Source organism: Mycobacterium sp. URHB0021 (assembly GCF_054057895.1).
The window spans coordinates 7,199,275-7,213,252 of record NZ_JBSRZT010000002.1; the positions used below are offsets into that span (position 1 = coordinate 7,199,275).

At 66.8% G+C, this 13,978-nt stretch carries 11 protein-coding genes; 9 read left to right on the forward strand and 2 right to left on the reverse strand.

Annotated features, from left to right (window positions below):
- The first annotated feature begins 65 nt into the window (after nt 1-65).
- The 8 genes from ACVWWN_RS37335 (at nt 66) to ACVWWN_RS37370 (ending at nt 9,226) form a co-directional block, all read left to right on the forward strand.
- The gene (locus tag ACVWWN_RS37335) at nt 66-1,169 is read left to right on the forward strand and encodes an Ldh family oxidoreductase (RefSeq protein ID WP_457148352.1); all 1,104 of its coding nucleotides are present in this window, start codon (nt 66-68) and stop codon (nt 1,167-1,169) included.
- Nucleotides 1,166-2,395 (forward strand): ATP-grasp domain-containing protein, encoded by a 1,230-nt coding sequence (locus tag ACVWWN_RS37340; protein WP_457148353.1) that lies wholly within the window; start codon nt 1,166-1,168, stop codon nt 2,393-2,395. Before ACVWWN_RS37335 ends, ACVWWN_RS37340 begins: the two co-directional genes overlap by 4 nt.
- Nucleotides 2,392-3,627, forward strand: coding sequence for a GNAT family N-acetyltransferase (locus ACVWWN_RS37345; protein WP_457148354.1), 1,236 nt, complete (start codon nt 2,392-2,394; stop codon nt 3,625-3,627). Before ACVWWN_RS37340 ends, ACVWWN_RS37345 begins: the two co-directional genes overlap by 4 nt.
- Complete coding sequence (locus tag ACVWWN_RS37350) at nt 3,624-5,249, forward strand: branched-chain amino acid transaminase (RefSeq protein WP_457148355.1); 1,626 nt, start codon at nt 3,624-3,626, stop codon at nt 5,247-5,249. Before ACVWWN_RS37345 ends, ACVWWN_RS37350 begins: the two co-directional genes overlap by 4 nt.
- The gene (locus ACVWWN_RS37355) at nt 5,246-6,520 is read left to right on the forward strand and encodes an MFS transporter (RefSeq protein WP_457148356.1); all 1,275 of its coding nucleotides are present in this window, start codon (nt 5,246-5,248) and stop codon (nt 6,518-6,520) included. The genes ACVWWN_RS37350 and ACVWWN_RS37355 overlap by 4 nt, the downstream gene beginning before the upstream one ends.
- The gene (locus ACVWWN_RS37360) at nt 6,517-7,773 is read left to right on the forward strand and encodes an ATP-grasp domain-containing protein (RefSeq protein WP_457148357.1); all 1,257 of its coding nucleotides are present in this window, start codon (nt 6,517-6,519) and stop codon (nt 7,771-7,773) included. The genes ACVWWN_RS37355 and ACVWWN_RS37360 overlap by 4 nt, the downstream gene beginning before the upstream one ends.
- Before the next feature lie 158 nt (nt 7,774-7,931).
- Nucleotides 7,932-8,240, forward strand: a complete 309-nt coding sequence (locus ACVWWN_RS37365; RefSeq protein ID WP_457148358.1) for a hypothetical protein — start codon at nt 7,932-7,934, stop codon at nt 8,238-8,240.
- A 5-nt stretch (nt 8,241-8,245) separates the two neighbouring features.
- Nucleotides 8,246-9,226, forward strand: a complete 981-nt coding sequence (locus tag ACVWWN_RS37370; RefSeq protein WP_457148359.1) for an alpha/beta fold hydrolase — start codon at nt 8,246-8,248, stop codon at nt 9,224-9,226.
- 18 nt (nt 9,227-9,244) lie between these two features.
- Here the strand turns inward: ACVWWN_RS37370 and ACVWWN_RS37375 are convergent, their stop codons facing one another.
- A complete protein-coding gene (locus tag ACVWWN_RS37375; RefSeq protein ID WP_457148360.1) occupies nt 9,245-10,894 on the reverse strand; it encodes an alkaline phosphatase D family protein in 1,650 nt (549 codons plus the stop codon).
- Between the two features lie 955 nt (nt 10,895-11,849).
- Nucleotides 11,850-12,254: a hypothetical protein gene (locus ACVWWN_RS37380; RefSeq protein ID WP_457148361.1), complete on the reverse strand. Its 405-nt coding sequence runs from the start codon at nt 12,252-12,254 to the stop codon at nt 11,850-11,852.
- A gap of 61 nt (nt 12,255-12,315) precedes the next feature.
- Here ACVWWN_RS37380 and ACVWWN_RS37385 point away from each other — a divergent pair, with 61 nt between their 5' ends.
- On the forward strand, nt 12,316-13,977 hold the full coding sequence (locus ACVWWN_RS37385) for a peroxidase family protein (protein ID WP_457148362.1): 1,662 nt from the start codon (nt 12,316-12,318) through the stop codon (nt 13,975-13,977).
- The last annotated feature ends 1 nt before the right edge of the window (nt 13,978 follow it).

The following is a 13,978-nucleotide window of genomic DNA, read 5'->3' on the forward strand; positions in this document are numbered from 1 at the left end:
TTCAGCGGTGGAATCTGGCTTTCCGACGATTACGGATTCGGTCCGTGCCCGCGACGATTTCTCTCATGACTTCGTCCAAGCCGCAAGTAGATCCGGTGATCTCAGAAGAAGCGGCACGTTCCCTCACTCGGATCGCGCTCACCGAAGCCGGACTGCCTACCGGGCACGCCGGTGACGTGGCTGACGCACTCGTGGAGACCTCCCTCCGCGGCATCGACACCCACGGATTGCGGCTGCTCCCACAGTACTTGGACGAACTGGCGACGGGCGTGGCCCGACCGGAAGCCCGGATCCGCGTGCTCAAGGACCGGGGTGCGGGCCTCCTGATCGACGCCGACGGCGCGCTCGGTGTGCTCGCAGGCCTGGCTGCCGCGCGGAGCGCTGCGGAGCGCGCACGACAGTTCGGCGTGGCAGCGGTCGGGGTCCGCAACTCCAACCATTTCGGCGCGGCATCGGTCTACACCCGGCGACTCGCCCGCGCCGGGCTGGTCGGCATTGCGGTGACCTCGGCCGCATCCCGGGTGGCGCCGTACGGCGGTGTCGAGCCACTGTTCGGCACCAACCCCATCAGCGTCGCCGCGGGCGACCCGGACCATGGAGCCGACGAGTTCGCCCTCGACATGGCCACCAGCCAGGTCTGCTTCGGCGAGGTCAAACTTCGCCGGGCGCAGCAGCGGCCGCTGGACCGCGGCTGGGTCACCGACGACGGCGGCCGACCGACGACCGATGCCGACGACGCGTACGCGCTGTCGCCGCTCGGTGGATACAAGGGACAGGGCCTCGGCATGGCGGTCACGCTGCTCGCGGGTGTGCTCACCGGGTCACCGTTGGACTGGCAGCTGTCTCAGGTCGGCGAGGGCAAGCCCGGGCAGGGACGCGAGGTCGGCCATCTTCTCCTCGCGTTGGATCCCCACGCCTTCAGTGGGCAACGGGACTTCGGCGCCGGCCTGGCCGGCTTGCTGGGCGCCGTGCGCTCGGCCGGACCCGCAGACCGCCGTCAGCCGGTCCTGGCTCCGGGCGACCCGCAACGCGCCCACGAGTCTCAGCGGCGCCTCCGCGGCATCCCGCTGGATGTCCGAACCGCTGAACTCCTTTCGATGCTCGCGACAAAACTCGGTCTCCCCGGCCCCAGTGCAGCAGTCGTCACACATGAGGAGATGGCGTCGTGATTCTCGTATTGATCAGCCCCCGCCAGGCCGGCCTGCCGTTCGCGCAATGGCTTTCGGAGGACAAGGGTCAACTGGTCGCGGTCACCGCGGATGGCGTGACGCTCGGCGAGGGATTCGCCGAGGTCCTCACCGTTGCTGACTACTCCGACGACGACGCCGTACTCAGCGCCGCCAGAGACGCTGCCCGGCGGCACGCACCGCGGGCGGTCCTGGCACTGGCCGAGGTCGATGTGGTACGCGCCGCGCGGTTGCGTCACGAATTCGGCTTGCCGGGACTCGACAGTTTCGCCGCGACGGCCTACCGCGACAAAGTCATCATGAAGAAGTACGCACGCGCGGGGGGGATCCGGGTGCCGGAGTTCGCACCGGTGGCCTGCGTCGGTGACATTGCAGACTTCATGGCGCGTCATCCCGGACGGAGCGTGGTCAAGCCCCGAGCCGGCTCGGGCTCCAGCGGGGTGTATGTGCTCGACACCCCGGCGCAGGCGGCCGACCTCGCCGAGGCCGTATCGGCGGAACCGTACCAGGTCGAGCAGTTCGTCGACGGCGTGCTTCATCACGTCGACGCAATCAGGGTAGACCGGATTCCGGTCGCCGCCATCGCATCTCGCTATACCGGCCAAGGTTGCCTCGAGCATTGGACCGATGCCGCCTTCGGCTCCCAGACGGTAGACACCGCCGACCCCGTCGTAGACGAACTGGTGGACGAGACCTGGCGGCTGGTCAACGCGCTACCCTCGCCGCGCACCATCGCCGTGCACGCCGAGTTCTTCGTCACCGTGACGGGCACGATCGTGCTCTGCGAAGTGGCCGCGCGTATCGGCGGCGGCCCGATACCGACGATGCTGCGTCATGTCCTCGGCGTCGACCCGCGAGAACTGTCGTCGCGGGTGGAATGCGGCCTGCCGACCGACCTTCCGGCGGTGCGTGAGCGGGTACGCACCGCTCCCCACGCGGCCTTCTACGGTGTGCCACCCAGGAAGGGACGGGTGTCTCAGCTGCCCGAGTCCCCTTCCGGTGCAGTCGATTTCGCACTGAACACCTTCGTCGGTGACGAATGGAGCGACGATCGTTACGCGCAGCGCAAATCCGCCGACTTCCTCGCCAGCTGGGTGGTCACCGATACGGACACGGCCGCGCTGCAGGCGAAGCTGAACTCGACCGCAGCGTCGGTCAGCGCCGGGTTCGCCTGGGAGCACGCCGAATCCCTGAGTGGTGCGCGATGACCTACTCCGCCCATCTGCTGCCGCCGGACGTCCGTCCGACAGCGCGGGACTACCCCGGCCTCTCAGGGCCCGACACCATCTGGGTGGACGAGCGTTGGTGGCGGTTCACAGCCCACACCGACCTACACACGGTGCGTTATCTCGATGTGCGCCAGAGTGGTCGGTCCGTCGCGCTCGCCATGCTGTTGATCACTCCGAGACCTGGCGGCCTGCTCTTCTACGACCCGCCCAGACTGGCGGGAACGCCCGGCGCCTTGGCCGAGCCCGAGCTGCTCGACCCGTCCGGCCGGCAGCGTTGGGACGAGTTGACGGTGAGCCTGCCCGGCGCGGACCAGTATCCGTCCCTGGCGCTCGCCACCTTCGGTAACCACCACGGCGTCGCGCATGCACCTGACCGTACCGTCGATCAGCGCAGCGCGGTCATGGCTGCTCTCCCTGACCTTCTACTGAAGACCGCCGCCGAACTGGGCTGCCGCAGCATCGCCCTGCTGTATGTCGGCGAGCCGGACGCCGCGGGCGTCGACGAGTCCGCTTCTGGCGCCGGGTATGTGGCTACCCTGCTCGGCGCCGAGGCCGTGCTGGAGCTGGGCGCCACAAGCTGGGAGGGCTACCTGGTGGCCCTCAGCAAGCGTCGCCGCTACCAAACGCGAAAAGAGCTGCGAATCTACCAGGACGCCGGTTTCCGCACCGTGGTTCGCACCGGTCCCGACGCGTTCACCGAGGACTTGGTGGACCTGCAGGTCGCCCACCGGGCCAAGTACGGCCTGCCGGGCGGCGAAGATCGCGTCCGCCGCGACTTGTACGCCGTCCGCGACGAATTGGGTGAGAGCTGCGTCGTGTTCAGCGCCGAGCGCGACGGCCGGATGGCCAGCTTCACCCTCTATCTGCGCACCCGCGACGCGCTGTTCGCCCGGACCGGTGGCACCTTGCCGGAGGCGCGGGGCTGCTACTTCGCGGTCGATTATCACGAGACGGCTCGATGGGCCCTCGAAAACGGGATACGTCGAATCCACTACGGAATGAGCGCCTACGAGGCCAAGGTCACGCGGGGCTGCAAGCTACGGCCCCGATGGGGCTGGTTCGCTTTTCTGGGCGCCCAGTCCGGCACGTACCGCGACGTGCTCGAACTCCAGTCGCAGAGCATCGAACGCCGGCTGACCCTCGTCGGAGCTCCTGCCACGCCCGTTCCTTCCCGCATTGCACTCACCGCGACTTCAGGAGCGCCACAGTGAAACTGACGCCGACCGACACCATCTGGATGGACGGCGAGTTCGTCCCGTGGGACCAGGCACAAGTCCACGTGCTGACTCCCAGCCTCCACTACGGCTGGGGCGTCTACGAAGGCATCCGGGCTTATCCGACCGCGAATGGTCCAGCCGTCTTCCGATTGCGGGACCATCTGAAACGGCTGCACGACTCGGCGCGGGTTTACCTGGTGGATCCCGTCTGGACAGTCGACGAGCTCACCGAGGCTTCACTGGAACTGCTGCGACGCACTGGGCTGGAGTCCGGGTATCTACGCCCGATCGTCTACCTCGGCTACGGCGCGATGGGTGTCGCGCCCGCACTGGACAGTGCCCGCGTCGCCATCGCGGCCTGGCCGTGGGGGTCGTATCTAGGTGAGAAGGCGGAGCAGGAGGGTTGCCGGCTCGTCGTCAGCAGCTGGCAACGCAACGGAATTCATTCGGTCCCGCCGTTGGCCAAAGCGACCGGGGCATATGTCAACTCGGCGCTGGCCAAGGTCGCCGCGCTCCGGGCGGGTTACGACGACGCCCTGATGCTCACGCCGACCGGTCACGTGTCCGAAGCGTCCGCGGCCAACATCTTCGTGGTCCGCGACGACGTACTGATCACACCGCCGATCAGCGATAACATCCTGGCCGGCGTCACCCGCGACACGGTCATCACGCTGGCACGAGACCTGGGCCTCGCCGTCCGGGAGCAGAGCCTGACCCGCAGCGAGCTCTACGTCGCCGACGAAGCCTTCCTCACCGGGACCGCGGCCGAGATCATCCCGGTCGCTTCGGTGGATGACCGTCCGACGGGCACCGCCGGCTGCGGCCCGGTCACGGCACAACTGCGCGATGCGTTCCGCGACATAGTCCGCGGGCGCAACCCTTCCTACCGGCACTGGCTCGAATATGTGGGGCGCCCAGAGCCCACCGCGCCGCCTGCCATCGACAACTTGACACGGCTCGAAGAGCGGGTCACCAAGCTGGCCGACGCGGCCGCCGCATTGTTCGACGACGACAGCCCGGCCGCCGTCGCCCGCCGCGAGGAGGCCGCCGACCGCTGCGTCGATCTGATGGCGGCCCGGGCCTGGCAGAGTCTCCCGGGCGCTTCGCATGGCCCCGCACAGACGGCCGCCGAGAGTTGCGCCGCTTATGTTTTCACGGCCGAAGATGCATCAGACCGGTTTACGCTCACCGAAGCGGGACTCGTTCTGCTCACACACGAGAACCACTTCGACGCCGTCACCGACCGATGCCGGCAGCTGCTCGGTACCGTACCGGAGGGGCGGCTGTCGGGGGCATGGCAGATGGTCGACGACGGTCTGCACACGCTGAACACCACCCGCGACGAATGGGTCGGAGCCGACCCCGCAACCGTGGCAGCAGCGGGATGGGTGCTCGTCGACCGGATGGGCCGGCTGCTCATCGCCGCCTCGCTGGTGGCGGAGGCGGCGAGGGGTGGACCCGCGGCCACCACGGAACTGCTGGTCAATGCCGCCCGTCGCTACGCCTGGAACTATCTTCGCGGCCCCGCACCCGAGGCGGCGACCGCCACCCATGTGCGACGGTCAGCCGACTTGATCCGAGCGACTCAGCGCGCACCGCAGGAGGTTCCGCTGTGAAAGGTGCGCTCCGGCGGCTGGGTCTGATGCTGCTCCCCAACAATCCGGCCGGCCGCCCACTGGCGATCGGCGCCGGCATCGACTCGCTCGGCACGGGGATGTTCTTCGCCTCGTTCGCGCTGTACTTCGTCGGTGTCATCGGGATCGGCGCGACCGAGGTCGCCCTGGCGGCCACCATTGCCGGAGCGGTCGCCTTGCTGGCGCCGGTGCCACTGGGGCGTCTTGCTGACCGGTTGGGCACCGGACGGTTCTACGTAGCCCTGCTGTTGGTGCGCGGTCTCGGCTACGGGTGCTTCGCGTTCGTCACGGACTTCAACGGCTTCCTCGTGCTCACCGTGCTCCTCACCGCTGCGGACCGGTCGAGCTCCCCTATCCAGCAGGCCGTTGTGACGACGGTGATCGGAGGCAAGGACCGGACTCGGACGATGGCGTCCATCCGCGCCGTCCGCAACATCGGCCTGACCGTCGGGTTCCTTCTCGCCGGCGCGGCCTTCGCCGCCGCCGAGCCGGCCGTCTTCATCGCCATCTTCGTCGGGAATGGGCTTTCCTTCGTCGTGGTCGCCGCCATGGTGGGCCACGTGCTGTCACGGACGGGCCCGGTACTCGAACGAACCGCGCCCGCGGCGACCGCAGCCGTCCCGAGTGTCCGATCCCCATTCCGTGACCGATGGTTCATGGTCTTCACCGTCGGCAATGGCGTGCTGTCACTGCACGACACCGTGCTGATCGTCCTGCTACCGATCTGGGTCATCGAGCACACCGCGGTGCCGGTTGCGTTGGTACCCGTTCTGATGGCGGTCAATACGGTGTTGACGGTGCTGCTTCAGGTCTACGTCACACGATTCGCCGACAGTCCGGCCGCGGCGATCCGGTTGCTGGTGCTGTCCGGTGCGTTGATGGCGCTCTGCTGCGGTTTCTTCGCCATGGCTCAGGCCTCATCGGGGACAGCGGCGATCGCGGCGATATTGGTGGCGGTCGTGGTGCTTTCGATCGCGGAGAACATCCAGGAGGCCGCCGCCTGGGAGCTGTCGGCGGAACTGTCACCGGAAGCCGCCCGCGCGCGCTATCTGGGCGCCTTCAGCCTGGGCTTCAGCGGCCAGAAGGTCATCGGCCCAACCTTTCTGGTCGTTGTCTTGATGCCGAGCGGCCTGATCGCCTGGCCGGCGCTGGCGGGAGCCTTCGGCGCCGCCGCCCTCATCTCGCGGACGGCGGCTCGCCGTGGTCTGTCGGAAATTTCCACCACCCACCGAAACCTCGAGGTGAAATCATGAGAGAGCACGTTCTTGTCGTCGGCAGTGGCCGCGATCTACCCGCCCGAGTTCGACGGGCGCGCCCCGGCACCGAGACCTCGGTGATCTGCCGCCTGCAGTTCGTCGCAAAGCTCCGCGAGCTGACCGAGCACACCAGAGTCATCGCGGTGCGAGACGATGCCCCGGACGAAGAGTGGGTCGCACTGGCCTTGGCCGCTCACCAGCTGCATCCGTTCAGCCGGATTGCCACCTTCGGTGAGACCGACCAGGACCGCTGCGCGGTGATCGGGCAAGCACTCGGCATTGCCACCCATTCACCGCGCACTGTAGAACTGGTGCACGACAAGAACGCCATGCGGGTCCGGCTTCGCGAGACCGGCGTCGACACAACGGCTTCCGACCTGGTCGACGATCTGGCCGCCCTGACCGATTTCGTCGCCCTGCACGGCTTCCCTTGTGTGGTCAAGCCGGTCGCAGGCGCCGGCAGCGCCGGTGTCGCAGTGATCAGGGACCAGAGCTCACTCGCGTCGGCCTTCGAGCGAGCCAGCGGCCGATTCGAAGGATTGCCGGACGAGGGAGTGCTGGTCGAGGAGTTCCACGAAGGGCCGCAGTTCAGCGTCGAGGCGTTCTCTGAGCGCGGTGAGCACCAGGTTGTCGCGATCACCCGCAAGTTCTCTGATCCGATGAACTTCGTCGAGCTCGGGCACGTGGCCCCCGCGGATCTCACCTCCCAGGATCAGAAAGAGGTTCAGTATTTCGTGGAACGGGTGCTCGACGCCCTCGGCGTGACATTCGGCGCCACCCACACCGAGATCGTCCTCGGTGAGACTGGGCCACGGGTGATCGAGACCCACGTCAGGATGGGCGGGGACGAGATCCCGGCTCTGGCCCTCGATGCCACCGGCGTTGACCTCGCCGACTGCGTCGTGCGACAGACCATGGGCGAGAAGGTACTTCCCGAGATCCGCGCGGCGCTGGCCGACAATCGGCCCGCCCGCTGCTCGGCGATCTGGTTCGTCGCCGCACCGGCCACCGGCGTGGTGGTCGACGTCAGCGGAGCTCACGAGGCCCGCCAAACCGACGGGGTCAGGGACGTCGAAATACTGGTCGGGCCCGGCAGCACCGTCGGCAACCTGGAGTCCTCGGATTCGCGAATCGCATACGTGCGCGCCGTTGGGACAACACCCGAGCAAGCGGTGACCTCGGCGCGAACTGCCGCAGCACGCCTCGAGTTCCAGTTACGGGTCCGCGACATCGGCGAGAAGACGGTGTGACAGATCGTTCTCCGCCTGGACGTCAGGAGCTCGCGTGCTTGCCTGGCGGTCAGTAAACCCTTCCCATGCAGGAGCGAATTCTGGCTTTTCAGCGATTACGGAACCAGTCCTCGATCGCCGACCATTTCTCCATGACTACAAACCCGAAAGGTACTTCAATGAAGAAAATCCTCGTCACCTCGTTCGCGACAGGAGCGCTGGCCTCGTCGGCGCTGGGGCTGGCCGGAATCGGCAACGCCGCCCCGTCCGGCTCGCCATCGGTCAACGACACGGTCAGTGAGCTTCGTGCGCAGGGCTTCGAGGTCGTGGTGAATCGCATCGGCTCCGCGCCGGCAGATCAATGCACACTCGGCGGTGTGCGACCCGGCCACACGTTCTCGCGCACCGACTCCGGGGCGCCTGGAGCCGGCGAAGACCTCGTCACCACGGTCACCAACAAGACCGTCTACGTCGACGTCAGCTGCTGACGCTCATGTTCGTCCGGCCCAGTTCATCGCTGGCATTTCCGGCGCACCGTCCACCGACGTCGTTGGACGTCAAGCGAGCCGACTGTGTCGAGCAAGCGGTCACCACGAGTGACGGGGTACGGCTGGCGGTTCGCGACTACGGCTCGGCCGACACGTGCAGTCATACTCTCGTTCTGCTGCACGGTCTTTGCCTGACGCAGGAGAGCTGGGCGGTCCAGATCCGCCGGGCGGTCCGTCGGTGGGGTGACACCACCCGAATCATCACCTACGACCACCGCGGCCACGGCCGCTCGACCGGCGCCTCGATGCGCACCTACCGAATCGACCGCCTCGCTGCCGACCTCGCCGAGGTCCTCACCGCTCTGCGCGTCGAGGGCCCGGTCACCCTGGCCGGACACTCGATGGGCGGCATGGCGGCGCTGGCATACCTCGGCCGTCCTCCCCTCGACCGCCCGGTTGAACCGCAAGGCCTCGTCCTGATCGCCACCGCGGCCGGCAGGATCGCCGAACGAGGAATCGGCCGCTTGCTGGCCACTCCCGCCACCCGGATGCTGTTCGAGTTTGTCCACCACATGCCAGGAGGCGCTGCGGAGAAGGCGATCAAGGCTCTCGTACGGCCAATTTGCGAAACCATCACCAGGTATCCCGGCGGAGCCGGCGCCGAACGGAACGCCCTGGCCACAGTTGCCGCAGGCGCCGTCTCTTCCACGGGGTTGACGACGGCAGCGGGCTTTCTGCCCAGCCTGAAGCACTTCGACCAGTACCACACGGTCGCGTCCATCACCGCCAAGACCGTCATCGTCAGCGGCGGAGCGGACGTGTTGACCCCGGCCTCCCACGCACACGACCTACTGGCCGCAATCCCGGGCGCCACCCATGTGCACCGGCCCACCGCTGGGCACATGCTCCTCCAGGAAGCGCCTCATTGTGTCAGCGCCGCCATCGATTACGCGATGGGGACGCACCGCCGAGCCCGCTGCGCATAGAGCGGATCGGTACGCCGCTCAGGTGGATCGGCTGAGCGGCACACGGGCCACTTCGTCCAGCGCATCCGCACCGCGAGGCTGCTCGAAAAGCACTTCGGCGCTGCGGCCGTCCACCTCAATCGTGGCGATGGTGTTTCCGAACAGTGGCCCGCAGGTGTTCACCCAGGACAGCGGGAGCGCCGGGACGCCGCGCCGACGTGCCCACCATCCAGCGAGCGCGGCGGCGGGACGGGTCCAGCTCAGTCTGAACGCCGGTTTGATGAACAGGGGGACGTAGTTGTGCACCGGCGAGCACACGAGTTGATGCACCGTGGCGCCCGCCGGCAGAGCTGAATCACCGGCCCACTGGGCGCGCGCGGCATAGCTGTGGTGCACGTCGCCGGACAGCACACTGACCGTCGCCGGTCCGTTGGGATGTTTTGCGACGCGGGTGACCATCTCCGCCAGCTGTACGAAAGACTCGTGGAACGCCGGCCAGTGTTCGAAATCAATTGCTCTGCGCGCCTTTTCGGCAACAATTCCACGTAGGCCGGGCCGGTCGGCATTTCGCTCGTTGACCGCCTCCAGGTCTCCGATGGCGGGCGGCATCAGCCACGGCACCGACGAGGCCAGCATCAGGTGGTCCAACTCGTCCAGACGGTCGGCTGCCTGGGTCTGAAGCCACTCGAACTCCCGCTGCCCGATCATCATGCGGTCACCGGAGTCCAGAATCCGACCGTTGCGCGAGTCGATCATGATGAGCCGGCTGCGGCCGAGATCCCATCGATAGCTGAACCTGATGCCTTTGTTGCAGTCCACCTCGTCGTCGGCCCGGTCCGCCAAATCGACGAGATGCGGCCAGGTGTCGCCCGTTGTCGCCAGCAGGCGCTGGTAATCGTCGTCGGCGGCCAATTCAGCCGGACTCATATTGCCCAGGTGCTGATAAACCCAGTAGGACGCCAGCCCGGCGCGGATCCGGTCACGCCACCACGGCTTCTGCTTCATGTCGGCGCGCCAGGACGCCGATGTGTTCCAGTCGTCCCTGATGTCGTGATCATCGAAGATCATTGCGGTGGGAACCGTCGACATCAGCCATCTGATCTCGGGGTCACCCCACGAATGGCGGTACAGCCGTTCGTATTCGGCGAAGCTCACCACCTCGTCGGGCGGCCGCTTTCCACGGCGGTTGAGACGTGTGCGGCGGCCGGCTAGGCGTCGTCTCACCTCCGGCGTGAGTTCGTCGGCGTACAACTGGTCGCCGAGCAGGATGAGCGCCCCGGGCCACTCGTCGATCGGACGCGTGGCCATCCGGCCGGCGAACGCGTCCAGAGCATCGAGCCCTACTTTGGAGTCGATCTTCTCGTCGTCGGTTCTGGGGTACCGGCACGATCCGAAGATCGCCTGTAGCCGGTGAGTCGACGCCGGCCCGCGGGTGCGGATGACGCTCGGCGGAAAGGGCGAATCTTCCTGTGGCCAGACAAGTTCTCCGTCGACCTTCACGTCATATTCGGTGACGGTGTCTGGCATCAGTCCGGTCACGATGACAAGGGCGTAGTGATGGCCCTGCACCTCAAATGTCTGCGCGGCGCAGCCGAGCACCTGCACAGTCGCGGCGCTCTCGGTTTGCACCCACACGAGCGCCGTGGTGTCAGAAACGTGACGCAGGGCAGGACCAAGCAAGAGTGTCACCGAATCACCCTACGGGCAGAGGGCCGCCGCGCCGTGTCAAAAGTCACCAGTCGTCGACACATCTTCGGCTCCCCCGCAATCGCCTGTCGGCCCGAAGTCGCCCAGATTGTGATTTGCGTCACATAACGGGAAGATCACAAAATGGCTACGGTTCGGCGGCGGCGGGCCTCGGCCTCCCAGGTGCAGGCGCGACGTCGAGCTTTTAGAGGCACTCCACAGTTTGCCTAGGCGGAAAACGCAAAAGTGGCGAAAGGTGACGTGATCCACATCACACATTAACGTCGGTATCAACCCGCCCGGATATTTCCCACTGGCGGGCCTGGACCACTCATCGGTCCACCCAAATCGGACCTGGAGCTGGTTGCGGCCCCCGGAGTGAGACCGACGACGCTCCACCTCGAGAGCAAACGCCGGCCCAGTAGCCTCTCCAGCCCGAACAGGACAAGTTGTCTCCTGGGCGGCAGAGAGGACACCACAGCGCCATGAGTAGGTCGCATCGGAAGTCCACTACGACGGCCAAACATCGTCGGCCCGCGTCCCAGAAAGTCACCAAGAGCGCCGCCCCCCGGCCAGGTTTCCAGCGCGCCGACCACGTCGGCTCCGGAGGCAGCTGCCCGGGTGCCCGCGCCGGTTCTCCCCTGAGCGCAATGCCGGCCGAGGCGCAACACATCGTCCGCGCAGGCGTTTTGGCCTTCGCGCTCGGCGTCGGAGCCGCCATGGCGAGCACGCCTGCAGTGGCGTTCGCCGAACCTACCGACACAGGTTCTTCCAGATCGTCGTCTGGTTCGTCGTCGACGTCGTCGGGTTCCTCGTCGGAGTCCGCGACCGGTACGGCCTCGGAATCGACGGCGTCAACAACGTCGTCGGACTCGGCGTCCGCCTCTACACCAGATTCGTTGTCTGAAACGGCGCCGAGTTCGGGTGACTCCCACACCAGTTCGTCCTCGTCTCCACGTCAGGTTTCGACGGCAGACCCACGCTCGGGGATTGTGCAGAGTTCGGGAGGCGCGCTCACCGCCTCTGCCCCGTCAAGCAGCGACACCACCGCATCAGCTGAGCCGACACCCAGCGGAACCGAGGAGCCTTCTGCCGTCTCCGCAGCTTCGCCCGACGAGCCACCAACGGCAGCTATGCCCACCCCGCATCCGGCCGCGACGCCTCCGGTCGAGTCGGCGGACGTTGCTCCTGAGTCCACGACAAAGGTCGAGCCGCAACGGGATTCGCATACGTCACCGAATTCTCCCAGCAGCGCCCTGACGAGCCGCACCGCATCGGCGAGTTCGGCCTCGGTGAACCAGCAGTCAACGGTGATCGACCGCGTGGTCGCGACCCCGGTGTCGACCGCTGAACCGGAGACCACGACCGAAGCTGCGATGGACTCGGTAGGCGGCCTCGCCGTGGCCGCGGCGGATACTCGCGAGATGCAAGTCATTGCGGGTGCGATCAGTGATCCGCCGGCACCGCCGGAGCCCGTAACCGAAGTCGTGTCAAAGGTTCTGGCATCTGTGGGCCTGAGTCCGTTCGCGTCCAACAGCCCGCTGAACCCCGTCGACTCGCCGGCGCTGTGGACGGTGCTCGCCTGGGTGCGCCGCCGGGCGGAGGGGGCGCAGGACCCGTCAAGCTTTGGGCGAATGTTCCCGGTCGCGGAATCTACCGAGAGCACGGAGCCGCTCCCTCCGCTCAACCAGCAGACGAATCAGCAACTCGCCGACCTCGCCCAGACCATGTTGGAGGAGGTGGCGATCGCGAATCCGAAGGGCACCACCGCCGGCATCACCTTCTTCGGCCAGTTCATCGATCACGACCTGACACTCGACAACGAGCCGCAGCCAACCGACACGGTCGACGTCGAGGGGCTCGTGAACGGACGCTCGTTCGCGTTCGACCTCGACTCGGTGTACGGGGGCGGCCTCAAGAAGAACCCGGAGCTGTACGACGGCGACAGATTCTTGATCGGCACCGCCACCGACGGCGTGTCACCAGACCTGCCGCGCAACGCCGATGGCAGCGCAAACCTGGTGGAGCACCGCAACGACGAGAACCTGATCATCGCCCAGATTCATCTGTCGTTCCTCAGGCTGCACAACTCGCTGATCGACCAGGGCATGTCGTTCGATCAGGCACGCCAGACGGTGGTTGGTGCTTACCGCTATGTCGTGCTGAATGATTATCTGCCGCAGATCGTCGGCCAGGAAGCGGTGGACCAGGCGCTGCGCCGGCCCGTCACGGCCGGGTTCTACGACCCGGGGTCGCAGGACGCCCCGATGACCCCGGTGGAGTTCTCGGCGGCGGCATTCCGGTTCGGCCACTCCCAAGTTCGCAACGCCTACAACATCAACGACGCATCGGGTGGCGTACGGGTGTTCTCGCTCGACCCCGCCGTGGCCGACCTGCGCGGTGGCCGTCAGTTACCGGCGAACTTGATCATCGACTTCAACAACTTCTTCGCCGAGCTTCCGCGAGCCGGCACCGAGGATCCCGCGCTGACCGGGCGGGCGATCGATACCAAAATCGCGCCGTCGCTGTTCGAATTGCCGATCCCGGGTGCGGAGGGCGGCGGGTCGAACGTGCTCGCGTTCCGCAATCTCGTGCGTGCCAAGTTCTACGACGTGCCTTCGGGCGAGGACATCGCCGGGGCGATGGATGTGCCGGTCACCGGTGAACCCGTCTTCCCGGAGGGCACGCCGCTCTGGTATTACGTGCTTCGCGAAGCCGAACTCACTACGGGGGGTGCGGAACTCGGCGCGGTCGGCGGCGGGATTGTGGCGGAGGTCTTCGTCGACCTGCTCCGGATGAACGGCGGCATCAAGACACTCGAGACGCCCAACCTGCCCGACGTATCGGGTGGAGACTTCCGCATCGGGGACTTGCTCGTTGCCGCCGACCAGCCCCCGACAGTCGAACCGCAGCCACCGGCTGAGCAACCGCGCTACGGGCGGCACCGCCTCGACCGACAGCTGCACAGGGCAGATGACGGTGCCCCGGCGGGACGGCATCGCCTCCATCAACAGCTTCACAGAGCAACTGACCCAGCTGCGGGACGGCATCGCCTCTACCAAGAGATTCACGGCGCAGATCACTAGA